Origin of the sequence: Candidatus Alistipes pullistercoris (genome assembly GCF_027665465.1) — a bacterium.
Classification (GTDB): Bacteria; Bacteroidota; Bacteroidia; order Bacteroidales; family Rikenellaceae; genus Alistipes_A; species Alistipes_A hominis.
Genome location: NZ_JAQDED010000001.1, coordinates 490,766 through 510,434 on the forward strand (window position 1 = coordinate 490,766; position 19,669 = coordinate 510,434).

14 protein-coding genes are annotated in these 19,669 nt (G+C 55.6%); 6 read left to right on the plus strand and 8 right to left on the minus strand.

All coding sequences use genetic code 11. The annotated features are described in order from the left end of the window. Positions 1 to 40 precede the first annotated feature (40 nt). From PGR91_RS02205 to PGR91_RS02220, 4 genes are all read left to right on the plus strand, one after another. Positions 41 to 1,540 carry an MBOAT family O-acyltransferase gene (locus PGR91_RS02205; RefSeq protein WP_101571953.1) on the plus strand — a complete coding sequence of 500 codons (1,500 nt, stop codon included), beginning with the start codon at positions 41 to 43 and terminating at the stop codon, positions 1,538 to 1,540. Positions 1,541 to 1,611: 71 nt separating this feature from the next. Further along, a complete protein-coding gene (locus tag PGR91_RS02210) occupies positions 1,612 to 2,214 on the plus strand; it encodes a phosphatase PAP2 family protein (protein ID WP_055202830.1) in 603 nt (200 codons plus the stop codon). Then, positions 2,211 to 2,927, plus strand: a complete 717-nt coding sequence (locus PGR91_RS02215; protein WP_101571957.1) for a methyltransferase family protein — start codon at positions 2,211 to 2,213, stop codon at positions 2,925 to 2,927. Before PGR91_RS02210 ends, PGR91_RS02215 begins: the two co-directional genes overlap by 4 nt. A 50-nt stretch (positions 2,928 to 2,977) precedes the next feature. Then, positions 2,978 to 5,302, plus strand: coding sequence for a glycosyl hydrolase (locus tag PGR91_RS02220; RefSeq protein ID WP_101571959.1), 2,325 nt, complete (start codon positions 2,978 to 2,980; stop codon positions 5,300 to 5,302). Between the two features lie 80 nt (positions 5,303 to 5,382). Here the strand turns inward: PGR91_RS02220 and PGR91_RS02225 are convergent, their stop codons facing one another. After that, a complete protein-coding gene (locus PGR91_RS02225; protein WP_101571961.1) occupies positions 5,383 to 6,393 on the minus strand; it encodes an aspartate-semialdehyde dehydrogenase in 1,011 nt (336 codons plus the stop codon). A gap of 356 nt (positions 6,394 to 6,749) precedes the next feature. On the opposite strand from PGR91_RS02225, the gene PGR91_RS02230 reads away from it, so the two are divergent. Next, a complete protein-coding gene (locus PGR91_RS02230) occupies positions 6,750 to 7,952 on the plus strand; it encodes a 6-bladed beta-propeller (RefSeq protein ID WP_118655535.1) in 1,203 nt (400 codons plus the stop codon). A gap of 199 nt (positions 7,953 to 8,151) precedes the next feature. On the opposite strand, the gene PGR91_RS02235 is transcribed toward PGR91_RS02230, so the two are convergent. From PGR91_RS02235 to sppA, 7 genes are all read right to left on the minus strand, one after another. Continuing rightward, positions 8,152 to 10,518, minus strand: coding sequence for a transglycosylase domain-containing protein (locus tag PGR91_RS02235; protein WP_118655537.1), 2,367 nt, complete (start codon positions 10,516 to 10,518; stop codon positions 8,152 to 8,154). A 96-nt stretch (positions 10,519 to 10,614) separates the two neighbouring features. Further along, on the minus strand, positions 10,615 to 13,461 hold the full coding sequence (locus PGR91_RS02240; protein WP_259336697.1) for a DUF2268 domain-containing protein: 2,847 nt from the start codon (positions 13,459 to 13,461) through the stop codon (positions 10,615 to 10,617). A 2-nt stretch (positions 13,462 to 13,463) separates the two neighbouring features. Beyond that, positions 13,464 to 13,811: a translation initiation factor gene (locus PGR91_RS02245; RefSeq protein ID WP_101571968.1), complete on the minus strand. Its 348-nt coding sequence runs from the start codon at positions 13,809 to 13,811 to the stop codon at positions 13,464 to 13,466. Between the two features lie 25 nt (positions 13,812 to 13,836). Continuing rightward, positions 13,837 to 14,325 (minus strand): single-stranded DNA-binding protein, encoded by a 489-nt coding sequence (locus tag PGR91_RS02250; RefSeq protein WP_101571970.1) that lies wholly within the window; start codon positions 14,323 to 14,325, stop codon positions 13,837 to 13,839. 57 nt (positions 14,326 to 14,382) lie between these two features. Then, positions 14,383 to 15,186 (minus strand): purine-nucleoside phosphorylase, encoded by an 804-nt coding sequence (locus PGR91_RS02255; RefSeq protein WP_055202844.1) that lies wholly within the window; start codon positions 15,184 to 15,186, stop codon positions 14,383 to 14,385. Further along, complete coding sequence (gene lpxK / locus PGR91_RS02260) at positions 15,143 to 16,216, minus strand: tetraacyldisaccharide 4'-kinase (protein ID WP_101571973.1); 1,074 nt, start codon at positions 16,214 to 16,216, stop codon at positions 15,143 to 15,145. The genes PGR91_RS02255 and lpxK overlap by 44 nt, the downstream gene beginning before the upstream one ends. A gap of 118 nt (positions 16,217 to 16,334) precedes the next feature. Next, positions 16,335 to 18,131: a signal peptide peptidase SppA gene (gene sppA, locus PGR91_RS02265; RefSeq protein WP_101571974.1), complete on the minus strand. Its 1,797-nt coding sequence runs from the start codon at positions 18,129 to 18,131 to the stop codon at positions 16,335 to 16,337. A gap of 333 nt (positions 18,132 to 18,464) precedes the next feature. Between sppA and PGR91_RS02270 the strand changes: the two genes are divergently transcribed. After that, entirely contained in the window at positions 18,465 to 19,526 is a 1,062-nt protein-coding gene (locus tag PGR91_RS02270; protein WP_055202850.1) for an Mrp/NBP35 family ATP-binding protein, read from the plus strand. Positions 19,527 to 19,669: the final 143 nt, after the last annotated feature.

A 19,669-nucleotide genomic window follows, 5' to 3' on the forward strand; every position in this document is an offset into this window, starting at 1 on the left:
CGTTACCCGATGTTCCGGCGACCCAGAAAAAATCAGATATATGCCCGATGTTTCGTCCGTTTGCGACAAAATAACGGAAATACTCAGTTACGATCCGCTGCACCCGATCCTGTTTTCCAGCGGGCTGTTTCTGTTCCTGTTCGCCGGCTTCGCCTTTTTCTACCAATTCATGCGGCGGGCGGTCATGCTGCGGATGATCTATGTCGTGCTGTTTTCGCTCTATTTCTATTACAAAACCAGCGGACTGTTCCTGTTCCTGCTGGTCGGCATGTCGGTCTCGGACTACGTCATCGGCCGCTTCCTGTGTGCCGCCCGGAAGCAATCGCTGCGCAAATGGCTCGTAGCGCTGAGCCTTACGATCGACATCGGCGTGCTGTGCTATTTCAAATACACGAACTTTTTCATCGGCCTGCTCAACGACGTTTCGGGACGCGACTGGCTCGATTTCCAAAACATTTTCCTGCCCGTAGGAATCTCGTTTTTCACGTTCCAGTCAATCAGCTACATCATCGACCTGTACAAACGGCGGATCGATCCGGCCGACCAGTGGATCGACTACCTGTTCTATCTGTCGTTCTTCCCGCAACTGGTAGCCGGCCCGATTGTCAAAGCGAGGGATTTCATGCCGCAAATCCGCCAGAAGCCGATCGTCGTAACGCGCGAAATGTTCGGCATGGGAATCTTCCTGATCATATCGGGTCTTTTCAAAAAAGCCATTATTTCGGACTACATCAGTTTGAATTTCGTCGACCGCATATTCGACAACCCGCTCCTATACAGCGGGTTCGAGAATTTGATGGGCGTATACGGCTACGCCCTGCAAATCTACTGCGACTTCTCGGGCTATTCGGACATGGCGATCGGACTGGCGCTGCTGCTGGGTTTCCGCTTCCCGAAGAACTTCGACTCGCCGTATAAATCGGCTACGATCACCGAATTCTGGCGCAGGTGGCACATTTCGCTGTCGAGCTGGTTGAAAGATTACCTTTACATTTCGCTGGGCGGCAACCGCAAGGGAAAAGCCCGCACCTACCTGAACCTGTTCCTGACGATGCTGATCGGCGGGCTGTGGCACGGCGCGGCGATCCGTTTCGTACTGTGGGGCGCATGGCACGGCGCGGCGCTGGCCGTGCACAAATGGACGGTGAACCGCTTCCCTTCGTTCAAAAAGACGGGCGCGGACATGGTTCCCTGGCGACGGGTAATCGGTATCATCGTCACGTTCCACGTCGTCTGTTTCGGCTGGATCATGTTCCGCGCACAGGACATGCACAGCGTCACGCTGATAACATCCCAGATATTCAACCATTTCAATGCCGCGCTGATCCCGCAGGTGGTTTCCGGTTACGGAACGATCTTCGGACTGATGGCCGTCGGGTTCCTGCTGCACCTGCTGCCCGAAGCGGCCGAAACCTGGGGAAAAAGGGTCGTTACCGCCGCCCCCGTACTGGCGCAGGCCGTCATCATCACCGTCCTGATCTGGGGAATCATGCAGATCAAATCGTCCGAAATCCAACCGTTCATCTACTTCCAATTTTAGGGTTTCCGCACCGGATGTTTGACCGGAACGGATTTTAATCGTATTTTTGGGGATCAAAACGATCCGCACCTATGGTTTGGCAATCCCTTCTGGATATCGACAAGCAACTGCTGCTGGCCCTCAACGGGGACGGCGGAGCGGGCTGGGATACTTTTTTTTACATCGTTTCGGCCCGGCTGACCTGGGTTCCGCTTTATGCGGCGATCCTGTACGCGGTCTGGAAACAGTGGGGCTGGCGCCGCCTGCTGTGGGTAGCGGTCGTGCTCGGCCTGTGCGTCGGAGCGGCCGACCAGATCTGCAATTTCTTCAAACACTTCACGCCGAAATTCCGGCCGACCCATACGCCCGACATCGAAGCCTTCGTCCATACCGTGCGGGGTTACCGCGGCGGACTGTACGGCACGGTATCGGCCCATGCGGCGATCAGCTTCGCGATCGCGCTGTTCACCGCCCGGCTGTTCCGAAAAAGGTGGTATACGGTCGCTATCTTCGGATGGGCGCTGCTGCTCGCTTACAGCCGCATTTACCTCGGCGTCCATTACCCGATGGACATTCTGCTGGGGACGGCTCTCGGCCTCGGTCTCGGAGCCGGCGCGTTCGCGCTGTTCGGCCGGCTAATGAAACGGGTCGAAACGCCCCCGGAACGAACCGAAAACATTTCTTCCGATAAATGACGCTTTCAGAACGATACACCATTTTCCGTTACCGCCTCTGGCGTGCGCGGCGAAAACTGCCGCTGGTGCTGATCCCCGCCGGATGGATCGCCCTGTGGATCGCAGTGCCGTTCTCCGTTTACGACGGAATCGTCTATGCGGCGCTCTGCATCGCCTGCTCGCTGTGGGGATTCCTGATCCGCGCCCGCGCGCTCGGAACATCGGCTCCGCTGGCGCGAAAAAATGCCGAAACGGCCGAAAACGGCCCTGCCGTCTTCCCGACCGAGGGCATCTATGCCCGAATGCGGTATCCGCTCTATACGGGCAACTTTCTGGTCTGGTTCGGCTTTATCCTGTTCGTGGGCGTCAACTGGTTTATCGTCGCCGCGACAGCCGCATACGTCGCCTGCTACCTGATCGTCCTGAGCCGCGAAGAGGAACTGATGTTGCACAAGTACGGCGAAGATTTCCGCATCTGGTGCAAACAGACCCCCGCGCTGATCCCGAACCGCAGAGGCAAACGGTACCGGACGCGAAAATTCTCGTTTCTGGCCATTCTGCGCGGCGATTTCCGTAATTTCTGGGGAATGGCACTGCTATTCCTGCTGACGGCCATTCTGAAACGGCGCATGATTACCTTTTCGTGGAACGATTCGTGGCAGATAGCGTTGGCCGCCGCCGCCGCGTTGCTGCTGTTTCTGGTCGGAAGCCTGATCCGCCGGAAAAAATTTTAATATCTTACACATATCTTTATATTTGTAAGCGTTCGTTAATCATTCTGCAAATGAAAAAAACATTCCGAAAACTGCTCATATACGGGACGGTGCTCGCCGTATGCGGATGCCGCGGAGCCGGTCAGCGCGAAACCTGGGAAAAAGAGTTCGCCGACCCGTCGGACATCTACCGTCCGCAGCCGTTCTGGCACATCAACGGCACGCTGACCACCGAAGGAATCCGCAAACAACTGAGCGACGCCATCCAGGGAGACGGATTCGGCGGCGTGGCCGTCCTTCCGCTGAACCCGGGAGGCATGTGGGGCAATCAGGGCATCTGTCCCGGCACGACGCCCGTTTACCTGTCGGAAGGCTATTTCAACCGCTACCGGGACATCCTGGAATGTTCGGCCGAACAGGGAGCGCAGGTGATCCTGTACGACGACGTCGATTTCCCGAGCGGAACCGCCGGCGGCAAACTGGGCGAACAATTCCCGCAGTACACCCGCAAGAGGCTTTGTAAAACCGAAGAAGAGGCAATCGGACCGAAGAACGTAAAAATCGCCGTTCCGCTCCGGGACTCGTTCATGGGGGCCGCAGCGATGAACACGCTGACGCTCGAACGGATCGATCTCGGCGAATTCGTAACCGACAGCACGCTGGAATGGCAGGTACCGGAAGGAACATGGAAAATCATGTCGTTCGCGATGGAAAACCACGTAGACAACCACGTGGACTACATGGAGCCGAAGGCTGTCAAAGAGTTCATGAAAATGACCTACGACCAGTATGCCGAACGTTTCGAACCCTATTTCGGGAATACGATCACGAAAACGTTTTTCGACGACGTGGGCTATTACGGCATCGAGAATTACTGGAATCCGGAGCTTTCCGGCCTGTTCGAAAAACGCTATGGAAAAAAGGCGGCTCTGTATTACCCGGCCCTGTGGTACGATATCGGTCCGGAAACCGATGCGGCACGGGTCGCCTTGTTCGGACTGCGCGCCGAGGCGATGGGCGACGGTTTCCCGCTTTGCGTAGCCGAATGGTGCGACCGCTACGGGTTGCAAAGCATGGGACACCCGCCCGGAAATTACGAGCCGACGACCGTCGATATGTACGGAGACCCATTCAAATTTTACCGGCACGTCCACATTCCGCTGATGGACGCCATCCACGGCTATCCGTACGGGCGTCCCGGCTTCAAACTGATCAGCTCGGCTGCCGACGCATTCGACAAACAACTCGTCGGCGCCGAAATTTACGGGAATTATTCGGATCGGGAGACCGATTCGGCCATGCTGTACCGGGTTGCGATGGAAGTCATGGCGCGGGGCGTCAACTTCCTGGTTCCGCACGGGATGTGGTACGAACCGGATACGGTCAAGATCCCGCCGCTGATCGCGCATTACAATCCGCGGCTGGCCCCGGCCCTGCCCGGATACAACGATTTCGCCGGCCGGAGCACGTTCCTGCTGCAAGGCGGTCGCCGGGTGGCCGACATCGCGCTGCTCTTCCCGATTCAGTCGCTCGAAGCGTGGTACGCCTGGGAAACCGGACGCCCCCGGTGCGGAAAAGACGTGCCTCCCGGCACCGACTACAACCGGATCGGCGATCTGCTGACCGGGCAGATCCGACGGGACTTTACTTTCCTGCATCCGGAAGACTTCGTCACGGACAAATACCAGATCGGCAACGGACAAATCAAGCTGAACACGCCGTCCACCGGACAGACGTACAAACTGCTTATCATGCCCTCCGGAAAAGTGCTCTCGGTGGAAACCTTACGGAAAATACGGGATTACTACCGAAGCGGCGGAAAAATACTGGCGACCAACCTGTTGCCGTCCAGATCCGCCGAATTCGGGCAGGATGCAGAAGCGGTCGCGCTGGTACGGGAGATTTTCGGCATCGATCCGGAGGCTCCGATGCCTGCCCGACAGGTCTCTTCTTCCAATGAAAACGGCGGAAAAACCATCTTCTTGCCGCAGGCCGAGTCGACCGCGCTGGCCGCAGCGATCGATTCGCTGTTGCCCGACCCGGACGTCCGGGTCGATCCGGTCGAAACGCTGGCCGCAGCCGGCCTGCCGGGACAGCCGCTGTTGGGCGTAGAACGGTTCCGCGACCTGCCGGCCGACGAACTCGGCATGTTCTCATATATCCACAAGCAGAAAGAGGGACAGGATATCTACCTGTTCGCCAACTCTACCGACAAACCGGTCGACACGCAGGTGAGCCTGAAAGGAAAGCTGAAACTCGAAAAGTGGAACCCGCATACCGGCACGATCGGGAAGTGGGAAGATGTCGAATACGACAGACATGCCGACGGCACGATCTATACCCGGATTCGCCTTACGCTCGAACCGGTCAGCGCCGTTTTCGCCATCGGAAAATAGTACGCACGATTCCAAAAAACGGGCATGAACTTAGGTTCATGCCCGTTTCCTATTCATACCTTCCCGTTCCCGGGAAATCCTTATTTCACATGTCCCTCCTTTACGAGGTATTCGGCGATCTGCACGGCATTCAGCGCCGCGCCTTTGCGAATCTGGTCGCTGACGCACCAGAACGTAAGTCCGTTCGGATCGGCCAGATCCTTGCGGATACGCCCCACGTACACGGCGTCCACACCGGCCAACGGCAGCGGCATCGGATAAACTTTTTCTCCCGGTTCGTCCATCAGCACCACCCCTTCTGCGCCCGCGAACGCCTTGCGCGCCTCTTCGACGGATACGGGCCGTTCGGTCTCGAGCCAGATCGACTCGGAGTGGGCGCGCATTACCGGAACGCGCACGCAGGTCGCACTGACCTTCACGTCCGAATGCATGATCTTACGCGTCTCGTTGAACATCTTCATCTCCTCTTTGGTATAACCGTTGTCGGTAAAGACATCCACCTGAGGGATAACATTGAAAGCCAATTGAAAAGCGAATTTTTCGACGGTCGGTTCTTCGCCGCGCACCAACTGGGCGTGCTGTTCGGCCAGTTCGGCCATCGCGCTCGCTCCGGCGCCGCTGGCGGACTGGTAAGTCGATACGTGCACCCGGCGGATATGGGACAGATTCTCGATCGCCTTGAGCGCCACGACCATCTGGATCGTCGTACAGTTCGGGTTAGCGATGATCCGGCGGGGCGGATTGACCGCATCGGTCGGATTCACTTCGGGAACCACCAGCGGCACATTTTCATCCATCCGGAATGCGCTCGAATTGTCGATCATCAGCGTCCCGAATTTGGTGATCGTCTCGGCAAACTCTTTCGACGTACCGGCTCCGGCCGACGCAAAAGCGATATCGACCCCTTTGAAATCGTCGTTATGGGCCAGCAGACGCACGGTCAGCTCCTTACCCCGGAACGTATATTTACGGCCCGCACTGCGTTCGGAACCGAACAATAACAATTCGTCGATCGGAAATTCCCGTTGTTCCAGCACCCGGAGAAATTCCTGGCCTACGGCGCCGCTTGCGCCAACAATCGCAACTTTCATAATTTTAAAGACTTTTAAACAGGAAACCTTCCCGCGGGGAAAGCCCTTTATTAAAAACGTTTCTATCTATTGTTTCGGCAAAAATAATGACTTTTTTTCGTAAAAGCCTTCTGTTTGCGACAAAGGTAACAGGTTTTATTTTAAAATAAACTATTTGTTAAATTTTTATTCTATTTGTTTTATTTACATGTTTTCGAAACATCTTCCATTAAAAATCATAAGACGGAATACCGACAGGGATTACCTTTAAGTTTCGCTGCCGAAATACGAAGCAAACCGATCCGTGAATTTTTCTGAAAAGACTTTATTTCATAACTTTGGAATACGAAACGCCCGATCGACCATCCGGTAAAAACATGACCCGAACGCTGTTTGTTATTTTTTCAGGTGCAATCCTGTTGTCGGCCTGCCACCGGAATCGTCCGGCGACCGGGCTAACCGTTCTGCATCCGCCGTTGCAAACGACAGAACACCTGCTACATCTTTCTGACATTGCGGATTCATTATCTTATATCAAACTGGCTACCGATACTTCGAACCTAATAGGAGTAATCGATAAAATAATCCCGTTGAAAGACCGTATTCTAATAGTGGATAAAGATATCACGCAAACGATTTACATCTTCGATAAATCGGGAAAGTTTATCCGTAAAATCAATAAAAAAGGCCGAGGGCCCGGAGAATATTTGAGCTTGAACGACGTCGCCGTAGACGTCTCTAACAAAAGACTGATCGTTCACGACGATATGGCCCAGAAAATTTCCATATTCACTTATGAAGGAGAATTTATCGAAAAAATCAGACTGGATTTTATCACGACCTCGATCGCTTATTTGGGAAACAACCGACTGGCCTGCTATTGTGACTACATCAACAATCCGAATTACAGCATCCGTTCCAAATCTCCCAATCTGATTCTTTTCGACCTGCAAACCCGTAAAACTCAATCAAAATTATTTTTCAACAGCACAATCAACCGATTAGGAATTACGGGTCTTATCAACAATCTGTCCAGCACTTATTCGAACGATACGGTACACCTAATCATGCCGCTAAACGATACCGTTTACAGTATTTGCAACAATAAGGTTCAGCCGGAATATTACGTAGACCTCGGCGTTACCCCCCAAATGCGGGAACTACAACGGACGGCAAGTAGCAGTAAATCGGCTCAAGAAGCCTCACAGGAAGATTCTAAGCCTCAATATCCGGTAATTTGCAACATGCTCGAAAGCGACAGCGTTGTTTATCTCTTTTACCGGCATAACAATAAAAGTTATTACGGATTTTACAATCCCCGGCGCAAAACATTTAAGGAAGGAGTCCGCATTTGGGAAAAAAACACCGATAACCGGATTCCCGTCGTCAACGATCTGGACAAAACGATTCCGTTTATGCCTATGGCGACAGACGGTAAAAACTTCTATTATGTTATGGAATCTTTCTATTTCGATTATTTTCGAAACAGTGATAATCCTCAAATAGCGAACCTAAGCAAAACAATCACAGCAAACGACAATCCGGTCATCGTCGTAGCTCATATCAAGAATAATCCATGAAATTATATGTAACTCACGATATCCGATTAGGTATACTGGATAAAGAAAACGTTCCGTTTCTTTGTCTTATGAACAAAGATCTAAAAACGACTCAACTTTTCGTTCCGATCAAAGAAATACAGGAACACTCGGAACATTTTTACAGAATTCCATACGTCCGTTTTTTCAAACCTGCGGAAACGACTGTCGAACCGGAAATCTAATCGAAAAACTCGTCGTCGCGCGTCTGCGATGCGGGAGCATGGAGGTCGCTCTCGTCGCAGTCGTAGGAAACCGCGCCGACCGGTATCGGGAATTGGTCTTTCTGCGTGATTCCGAGCTTCGGCTCGTTGTAGACCCGCTTGATGAAATCGGCGAAAATCGGCAGCGCGATCCGCGATCCTTCGCCGCCCGAAGAGAGATGGATGCTCCGGTCTTCGCCGCCGACCCACACGCCGGCGACCAGCTTCGGCGTCACGCCGACGAACCAAGCGTCGGAGTTGTTCTGCGTCGTCCCGGTCTTGCCGCCCATATCGGCCGTGATCCCGAGCGCCCGGATGCGGCCGGCCGTTCCGGCATTGACGACGTTTTTCAGCATACCGAGCATCGTATAGGCCGTCTGTTCGGAAATGGCATCCTGAGCCGGCGCAGTAAAATTGGCCAGCACGTTGCCGTGACGGTCTTCGATCCGCGTCACGAAAATTGGATCGATATGCACGCCCCGGTTGGCGAACGTCCCGTAAGCGCCGACCAGTTCGAACAGCGAAAAGTCCGACGTTCCGACGCACAGGGCCGGCACGGGATCCACATAGCTGTGAATACCGAACTTATGAATAAATTCGGCTACCGCTTCCGGCTGCCGCGCCTGTTTCATGATCCATGCCGAATAGTTGTTGCGGCTGTTGGCCAGGCCCCACCGCAGCGGTCTCGGATTTCCGTCGTAAACCACTTTGCTGGCCTCGCGCGGCGACCACGGCTCGTTGTAGGTTTCGATCGTGACCGGGAGGTTCGGCACCGGCGTACAGGGCGTCAGCCCCAATTGCTCGATCGCGAAGGTATAGACGAACGGTTTGATCGTCGACCCGATCTGGCGTTTGCCCTGCTTGACCATATCGTATTTGAAATAACGGAACGACGGGCCGCCCACATAGGCTTTCACATAACCGTTCGACGGGTCGAGGGCCATCAGCGAAGCCCGCAGGAAACGCTTGTAGTAATACAGCGAATCGCGGGGGGTCATCGTGGTATCCCGGTCGCCCTTGTAACTGAAAACCCGCATTTTGACCGGCGTGTCGAACGCCTGTTGAATTTCCTTCTCGGTAGCTCCCTCTTTTTTCAACATCCGATAGCGGTCGGAATTACGCATTGCGCGGTTGATAATCGCCTGTTCCTCTTCCTTGCTGAGGTTCGAGAAAATACTCCGCCGCCCCTTCAGCACCCGATCCATCATCGGTTGTACGTTACCGCCCATCTGCGCCCATACGGCCTTCTCGGCATATCTCTGCATCGTCGCATTGATCGTCGTATAGATCTTCAGCCCGTCGCGGTACAAATCGTATTGAGCGCCGTTCGCCTTCGTATTTTTCCGACACCAGCCGTACAGCGGATTTTTGTCCCACAGTTCGACGGCCGCCTTGTAATCCCAATCGCCGGCCACTCCCGGCGCAAAACTTTTGCGGTCGGGCCGATCCGAGGTCATCACGATCTGTAACATACTCCGAAAATAGGTGCCGGTACCCTCGTCGTGCGAAATCGGATGGTAATCCAGTACGATCGGCAGCGCCTTGATCGAATCGCGTTGGTGACGCGTCAGAAATCCCCCGGCCCTCATCCGGTCGATCACCGTATTGCGCCTGATAAGAGCCCGATCCGGATTGCTGCGCGGGCTGTAACGCGTCGGCGCATTCACCACGCCGACCAGCATCGCCGCCTCCTGCACGTTCAGTTCCGACGGCAGTTTGTTGAAGAAGGTCCGCGCCGCCGACTTGATGCCGTAGGCGTTGCTGCCGTAAAGCACCGTATTCAGGTACATCGTCAGGATCTCCTCTTTCGTATAGTTATACTCCAGCATCACGGCCGTAATCCACTCTTTCAGCTTCGAGATCACCAGTTTGGAACCCTTCGAAACCGGGTTGTCGTAGACGGCCGTATCGCGCGGGTAGAGATTTTTGGCCAACTGCTGCGTAATCGTGCTGCCGCCGCCCTGATTGCGGTTGCCGAGCGCCATCGTCTTGACGGCCACGCGGGCCAGCGAAATGAAATCGATCCCGGAATGGGAGTAGAAACGCATGTCTTCGGTCGACGTCAGGGCCGCCACCAGTGCCGGGGAAAGTTCGCTGTAATCGACATAGGAACGGTTCTGGACAAAAAAGCTGCCGATCATCTGCCCGTCCTCCGAATAGATTTCGGTAGCCAGGTTGCTTTTCGGGTTCTCGAGCTCTTCGAAAGTCGGCAGTTTCCCGAATACGCCGAGGCGAATCAGCAGTAGCAGCAAAACGATCAGCGCAACGGGCGATACGAGTATAATCCAGAACCATTTTACGGCCTTGGGGGTTTGAAGCTTATCGATAATCTTCTTTTTGGTCATGACGATGCAACGGTTATCTCGGGCAAAGGTACAATTTTAATCGCTATTTTAATAAACAACGTTTTTGGCGCCCGCTTATTTTACAGCCCTTTCCGATCAGATCGGAAGCGACAGTTTCACGCCGCCCACCACGCCCGAACGGTCGCTGGGCTTATAGATGTAAAACCCGACCGTCGTAGTCTTCGCCGGAATCCGCAGCGGATGCATGTCGAAGATGATCTCGCCGCCGTAGGAAGTGACCGTATGCATCCGGTAGAACGTTCTGAGCACCGAAGGAATCGCCTGTCTGAACCGGGCGAAATCGTAATAGACGTTCAGCCGGATCCGGCTGAAATAGACGATGCTGCTGATCCCGCCGTCGGGACACCACACGGGGAACTGGTAGTCGGCCGACGCGGCCCCGAGCCGGGTCGCCACGATGTTGTACGCGGCTCCGCGCGGAAAAAGTTCCTTATAGAAAAAGTTCTGGGAAGCCAGGTTCTGATGCTGCAGGTTTCCGCGCAACATCAGCGAATGATGTTTCATCACGCCCGGCAGGTAGGCCCGCCCGTACAGCGAATAGAGTCGGCCGAAACCTTCCGTGAACGGGGCGCATACCATAGCGAACCGGGCCGCATAGCCCCACCGGGGCAAAAAGTCGCGGGTCGCCATCCGGACGTTGTCCGAAAAATTCAGGCCGGTCACTAACCGCTGAAACCCGGTTTTAACGGAAGAGTCCCCGCACATCAGCGCATTGATATGGCGCAGCTCCACGGACGGGGTCAACGTCCGTACGCGATGTCCCGAGGCGAGCGTCATCGGCAGGTATCCCAGCAGATTGACCTGAAAATAATTCTTCCGCTTCATCCCTTCGTACTCGAGGTTTTTTACGCCGTAAAGCAACTGCTTGCCTCCACCGTATTCGAACGACAGTTCAAATTTCGGCGCAAGTCCGTAATAGTTGATTCCTCCGCGCAGGCGGCTGCCGAAATCGGGGGCATAGCCGTAGGCCAGGTACCCGAAAGTACTGCTCAGCAGATTCTGCGACATGACGGTAGCGCCGAAACTGATGTCGATCCGGTTCTCGTCGGCGATATGGAACGGGTTGAAATCCCAGGGCGCCCAACTGTGAAGGTTAAATAGGTGTAATCCTTTGCGGAATCGTTTTTTCCGCGTTTCCGCCGGAAAATCGCCGGAAACCGTCACCGTATCGATGTTCATCACGTCCCATTTGCGTCGCGGCGGATTGACCCGGTTCTCGGGCAGTTTCCGAGGCTCCACCGGAATCAGCGAATCGCTGCGAACCGATTGGCGGGCCAGCCGGTATCCGTCCAGCGAGTAAGTCGTAAAATAGAGTTCTCCGCTACTGTCTGGAGCCGACGGAGCCACCGAACCGTAGCGCGAACGGCTCAGCCGGTACTCCCGGCCCCCGGTAAGGTCGAACAGGTGGATTTCGTCCTTACCGGACTGGATCGAATTGAACGAAAGCTTTCCGGCTCCCGCCCGCAAGTTATAGAGGCTCGCATAAGTCGGCTCCTTGATCGTCCGCAGAGCTCCGTCCTGTAAGTCGATCCGCAGGATCGACATCCCCGCGTCGCCGAGCGCAATCGCGGCCAGCGTTCCGGTGACCTCGTCGTAAGCGAGTCCGTGTATCGAAAGGGTATCCGGAAAATCGAAACGCCTTCCGTCGCCCGGATCGAGGCTGTAACGCCCCGCATAATCGTAACCGACCGTCGCCAGCCGGCCGTCGGGCAACGGCGTCGGGAACAGCGTCTTACCGCGTTCGCGCAAGGTCCGGCGTCGGCCGGTGCGCAGGTCGTAACTGCACGCCCGCGACGTCACGCGTTGTTCCCACAGCGTGCTGCTCCGGTACTCCGTCCAGTACAGCGTACTGTCGTACAGCACCGGAGGCGTATTGACGCTTCCCGTCCAGAACAACCGGCGTTCGCAGCCTGTCCGCGGATCGACCGCCACGACGCGGCTCGTCTTGTCCATATCGCGTTTCAGCGCCAGCAGCGTCGTATCGTTCAGCGCCATCGGGGCATCGTAGACCGTATAACTGGTAATCGGCGTCGGCAGCGTTTCACCGCTGTTCGGTTCGACGGGCTGCGAACGCCAGAACCGAGTCAACTCGTCGAGCGTGTTGCGCGCGATTTCGTTGACCGACGTGCGGTAGTACTTATGCAGCGCCCACTTCGTCGTCAGAATGGTATAGGGATATTTCGAACCGTATTCCGCGACCCGCGACCACATATCGTCCCCGTACTGTTCGCGCGACCAGGCGGCCAGTTGATAACCGAACTGGTAGTGATCCGGAATATAATTCTTATAGGAACCGCAAAACCACTTGTCGAGCGGGAATTTCTTCGTCCCTTCGGTCAGGTAGGCGCGGTATTCGATCGTAAAAGAGGGTTGCAGCGCACGGCCGAACGACGCCATCTGCGTCTCGTTCATCACAGCGTCCCCTTCGAGGAACCAGATCGGCAACAGCACCGAACTAAGCAAACCCGCCTGCTGTCCGACCACGTAACCGACCCATTTCATGAACCGCCGGTGCAGGTTGCCGTACTGTACGGCGTGCCGGTATTCGTGCGTCACCAGTTGTTTGAGCCACGGCTCGGCGAACGGGGCCGACGGCGGAATCGCCTCCAGCTCGATCCGTTTCGGCGCCCACATCACGATCCCGTTCGCAACGAAATTTTCGGTATGCAGAATTACCGGGAACCGCAACGGGCCGTACTTGAACCCGTAGGAAACATGCGACCGCACCGTGTCCATATAATTCGCCACCCGGGCGGCCTGCGCTGAAAAATAATCCGGATAAACGATCTTTCCGGCAACGGTATTCGCCTGATTCCAGCGGATGCCCGACGGCGAACGCCCCCAGTCGTAATACTGGCCGAAACCCGCGACCGGCAACACGCACATCCACCCGGCGACCAACCGCCCGATCCACCGCTTCATCGCTATCCTCCCGCCTTTTTCGCCTTATATCCGGCTTTGACGAGCACATCGACGACCCGGTCGCGGAAATCGCCCTGAATCAGGATCTCTCCGTCCTTGGCCGTTCCGCCGACGCCGCATTTGCTCTTCAGCGACCGCGCCAGTTCTTTCAGGTCGTCTTCCGTACCGACGAATCCCCGCACCAGCGTCACCTGTTTCCCGGCGCGCTGTTTGCGATCGATCCACACTTTCAACTGCTGCTGAGCGGCGGGAAGCGTCTGTCGCTCTCCTTTCTCCTCTTCCTCGTACCGAAAATCGGGATTGGTCGAATAGACCACGTTGAGCCGGTTTTTCCAATCGTTGTTGGTCATCGCGTTCTGATCGTGCTATGAAAAATCAAAAGGGCAGGTCGTCCACCTCGTCGGCCGACGTTTCCGCAGCGCCTCCGCCGCTGAACGGCTGAGCGGCTCCCGACGGCGCTTCCGCAGGCGCAGCGGCGGCAGGACGCGGAGCGGCGCCGTAAGTGCTACCGTCCATCGGCGCGCCCGCGCCTTCGGCGCGACGACCGAGCAGCTTCATATCGTTGGCGACGATCTCCGTCGTGTAACGTTTGTTGTTGTCTTTGTCCGTCCACTCGCGCGTACGCAGACTTCCTTCGATATAGACCTGGCTCCCTTTGCGGACATAACGGTCGGCCACGTCGGCCAACCCGCGCCACAGTGTCACGGTATGCCACTCGGTATGCTCGGTCGCGGTCTGCGTCTGTCGATTATAGATCCGCTCGGTCGTTGCGATCCGCAACCGCGCGACCTTAGCGCCCCCTTCCAGAGCCCTTACTTCAGGGTCCATCCCCACGTTTCCGATAAGAATTACTTTATTGACCATGATTTATCCCGATTAAATTATATTACAATACGATACGTCTTACCCGGAACCGCCGTACTAAAGCGCTTCGAGCATACCGACGAACAGCCGCGTCATCTTCGCTTCGGCCTTCGCCCCTTCGCGCTGCACCTCTTCGTGCGTCGACTTCATCCCGTCGAGCCCCATGTTTGTAATGATCGACACGGCGAATACCGGCAAACCCGCATGATTCGCGGCGATCACTTCCGGCGTCGTGGACATGCCTACGGTATCGGCTCCCGCCGTACGGTAGAAACGGTATTCTTTGCGGGTTTCAAAAGTCGGACCAGTCACCCCGATGTAACACCCGTACTGCAACTGGATTCCTTCCCGGCAAGCCACCTCGGCGGCCAATGCGATCAGGCCGGCGTCGTAAGGTTCGCTCATGTCCGGAAAACGCGGGCCGAGCTCCGGATCGTTGGGTCCTATCAGCGGATTCGGAATCAGGTTGATGTGGTCGGTAATCACCATCAGGTCGCCGGTGCGGAACGACGGGTTTACCCCGCCGCTCGCGTTCGACACGAACAGGCGGCCGACGCCCAGGAATTTCATCACCCGCACCGGAAAAACCACCTGCTGCGGCGTGTACCCTTCGTAATAATGGAAACGCCCCTGCATCGCGACGACCCGCCGGCCGCCGAGCATACCGAAAATAAACCGGCCGGCATGTCCTTCGACCGTCGAAACCGGAAAATCAGGTATCTCCGCATAGTCGAGCGTCGCACGGATGTCGATGCTCTCCACCAGCCCGCCGAGCCCGGTTCCGAGAATGATCCCGACTTCCGGCTCGAAATTCACCCTATTCCGGATGAAGGAGGCTGTATTTTTGATTCGTTCTGACATATAACTCCAATTGACGCAGGAATTCCGACTCGGAATCCGCCACGAATGAAACATGAATCGGTACGTAATAGAGCCGCTGCTGCACGGCTTCCGGAACTTTTTTACGGTTCGTCAGCTTCACGGCATCTTTCTCGGTCGTCAGCACGACCGCATCCGGATACGCTGCGAACAACGCTTCCAGCCGCCTCATATCGCTGAGCCGGTAAGTGTGGTGATCGTCGAAAGTCAATTCGGCCACCACGTCGAAGCGTTTCCGCAGGTTTTCCAGCAACGGAACGGGATTGGCGATGCCCGACATCGCGATCACCGGATCCCCCTCGCGGACCTTTCCGACGGCCCGGTCGGCGAACAACGGAGTAATCTCCCCCTGCCGCATCCTGGTAAAATAGAGCGATTGGTACGGGAACAGTCCGAGCGAGTTGATCACGATGCGCATATCCAGCGGATTCAGATCGTCGGGACACTTGGTCACCAGCACGAAATTGGCCCGGTGGATCTGATTGCGCGTATCCCTGAGACGTCCCCACGGCAGCAGCCGGTCGCGGTAAACCGGGTTGTTGTAGTCCATCAGCAGGATATTGACCCAGGGTTCGACGTAACGGTGCTGGAACGCGTCGTCGAGAATAATCAGCTCGATCTCGGGATGCGCCTTCCGCAGCAACCGGATCCCTTCGGCCCGCTTTTCGCAAACGGCCACCGGTACCGACGGATATTTCAGTTTCATCTGGCGGGGCTCGTCGCCGATCGTCCGTGCGGACGACGTGGGCGTAGACAGTACGAATCCTTTCGTCTTGCGGCGATATCCCCGCGACAGCACCCCGACCCGGTAATGTTCCGAAAACCGTTCGATCAACAGCTCGGCCACCGGCGTTTTTCCCGTTCCGCCGACCGTCAGGTTCCCGATACAGACTACGGGAATATCGAACTCCTCGCTCCGAAGAATCTTCAGATCGAACAGTTTATGCCTGATATGGACGACCATTCCGTACAGCCACGACAGCGGGACGGAGATCAGCGGAGGTAATTTCATAACTCATACTTATCCAATTTTCAAAAATAAATTAAAAAGATTGGATATCAAAGTTTTTAACAAACAATTATCCCCCGGAAAATTTCCGGGGGACAACCTTTTTTACCGGCTTTACCGGTTACGGCATCGCTACCCGGTAGGGCGACAACGCCTGAATACTGTTCTGGTATAACATATTACGCAATGTTTCGTAATCGCGATAAGCTTCCCCCATTTCGCCCCGGAACAATTCCGCGCGGGTCTCCGCCGAAAACAACTTCAACAACTGCGTCAGCCGGTCGGGAGACTCCTCCGGGGAGACGATCCGGAAATCGTCCGCCACGCCGGCCCGGTCGGCCGCCAGGGCCACCGCATCCCTCAACCCGCCGAAGCCGTCGATCAGGCCGATCCGCAGAGCGCTTTCACCCGACCACACCCGGCCGCCGCCGACGCTGTCTACTTGCCCTGCGGTCATGTTGCGTCCTTCGGCCACGTGACCGACGAACGCGCTGTAAACCTGCTCGACGCTATTCTGCATGAAATCGCGTTCGGCCTGGTTCATCGGGCGTACCCCGACCGCCCCGAAGACCGCCATATCCATATCGGCCGACGGATTGGTCTTGGCCACATCCACCGTAATGCCGAGTTTATCTTGAAGTCCCTTTTCGCCGTTCAGCATCAAGCCGAATACGCCGATCGAACCGGTCAGCGTCACCGGAGAAGCCAGAATGACATCCGCCGGACACGAAATGTAGTACCCGCCCGAAGCGGCCATGTTTCCCATCGACACGATGACCGGCTTGAGCTGACGGATCTGTTCCACTTCATGCCAGATCACTTCCGACGCCAGCGCGCTTCCTCCCGGACTGTTGACCCTCAGCACAACCGCTTTCACCTGGTCGTCCGTTCGTACCCGGGCCAGCCTCGCCGCCAGCGAACTGCCGCCGATCAGCCCTTCCCGGCTCTTTCCGTCCACGATCTGCCCTTCGGCATACACGACGGCGATCTTATTCCGGGATAGCTTCTGAACCGCCGTCTTCGGCTGGTCGATATAGGTTCCCAGCGATACGAATTCCGGCTCTTCGTCCCGGTCGGTCATCTCGCAAAGCATCCGCTCGACGTCGGACGCGTAAACCAGCGAATCGACCATTTTCAGATCGACCGTATTGCGGGCGCTCCGCAGAGCCAGGTCGGAAGCGTATCGCTGCAACTGAGCCGAATCGATGCCGCGGGCGTCGGAGACTCTTTTCACGACATGCCCCCAGATCGAACCCAGCAGCGCATCCATCTGCAAACGGTTCTCGGGACTCATTTTATCCAGGATAAACGGTTCGACGGCCGATTTGAACGAGCCGTGGCGGATCGCTTCGACCTGCACGCCCAACTTATCCAGAAGTCCTTTATAAAATACGACTCCGGAAGCGAGACCGAGCCAGGTCACATTGCCTTGCGGGTTCAGATATACTTTATCGGCGGCCGTAGCCATATAATAGGAACCTTGCGTATAGTAATCCGCATAGCTAACGATGAATTTCCCGGATTCTTTGAACTGCAACAACGCATCGCGGATCTCCTCCAGCGTAGCCATTCCCATTCCCATATTTGGGCTGACATTCAGGTAAATCCCGCTGATCCGGTCGTCGGTCGCAGCCGTCTCGATAGCTTTCAACACGTCGATCAAAGCGTAATTGCGGGCGACCCGCATCGATATCAGGTCGTTGAATCCCATCTCCGACAACGGGTTGCGCGACGGATCGTCGCTGATCGGCTCGGCAAAATCGAGCCGCAGCACCGTTTTCTGCTGCACGTCGGGAACCGTTTCCGAAAAAAGCGTCCCGATACCGGCCAGCACCATCACTAAAAAGACGCCGATCACCACATTGGCCACCACCAGTGCAAGCAGGCAGGCCAGAAACGTACTCCAAAAATTTTTCATTCTATCTCCTGTTTTTCGCTTTGCGGTTCATCCGAACCGTTTACTGCGCGTAAAATTACGAATTTATTCTTCATTTACACACACATATCGTTCCATAACGCAGTCCCGGCCGGTTTTCGGTCGGTTCGAGAAGATTCGGACCGAAAAAATTTCGCTCCGAACCGAATCGCATTGCCATCCGGTGGTCTTCATTCCGGGAAAAGATATAATTATTTAGGTGCAAAATATCCCTGTAACGGCCTTTTTCCCGTTTAAAACGAAAGCGGCTGTCCGAAATGATTGATTTATCCGCAGGATACCGTAAATTTGTATCGAACACAAAAAAACAATCGAATGACTCAGGAAGAACTGTTCGGACTGCTGCACGAGGTCGCGCATCCCGAACTGCATAACGACATCGTCACGCTGGGCATGGTCGAAAATCCGGTGGTGACCGACGATAAAATCCAGCTCACGCTGCTTTTCCCGCGCAGCCGCGATCCGTTTGCGCTATCGATCAAGAAGCGCTGCGAAGAACTGATCGCCGCGCGGTTCCCGGATTATTCCGGGAAAGTCAGCATCTTCATCAAGGAAGCCGCGCCGAAAAAAGCCGCCGAAAAAAAGGAACAGAAACCGTTCGGCGGCGAGGACGGCGTCCGTCGCATCCTTGCCGTCAGTTCCGCAAAAGGCGGAGTGGGCAAAAGCACCGTTACGGCGAACCTGGCGGTCGCCCTGTCTCGTTTGGGATATAAAGTAGGCATTCTGGACGCCGATATTTACGGGCCTTCCCAGCCGATGCTGTTCGGCGTCGAAGACTACCGGCCGGAAGGGGAAAAAAAAGACGGCAAGGATTGGATTCTTCCGGCCGAACGGTTCGGAATCCGGATCATGTCGATCGGATTTTTCATCGACCCGGCCGACGCGCTGATGTGGCGCGGCCCGATGGCGACCAACGCGTTGCGGCAAATGATCCGCCAAACGCTGTGGGGACCGCTCGATTTCCTGCTGATCGACCTGCCTCCCGGAACCGGCGACGTACACTTGTCGATCATCTCCGAAATGTCGATTACGGGAGCCATTGTCGTCAGCACGCCGCAGAAAGTGGCGCTGGCGGACGTCGTCCGCGGCATCGCGATGTTCCGAAACGACAAAATCGACATCCCCGTCCTGGGACTCGTCGAAAACATGGCCTGGTTCACTCCGGCCGAACTGCCCGAAAACCGTTATTACCTGTTCGGAAAAGAGGGTGTAAAAATGTTGGCGGAACGGCAAAAACTGCCGCTGCTGGCGCAGATTCCATTGATCCAGAGCGTTCGGGAATCCGGCGACGCGGGCCGTCCGGTCTCTGCAAAGACCGACGCTGCGAGCGAATACTACGACTTGCTGGCAAATAATATCGTACGCGAACTGCCCTAATCCGGCCATTGATGATAATTTTTCGGCTTTTTATTTGCATTCGTTTGTTTTCCAATACTATGAATGCATTTCAAAAATGTTAATAATCTGTTAAACCGACCCGCATGAAACTGTTCGTTAAAAATATCCGATTTCGGAAAAAA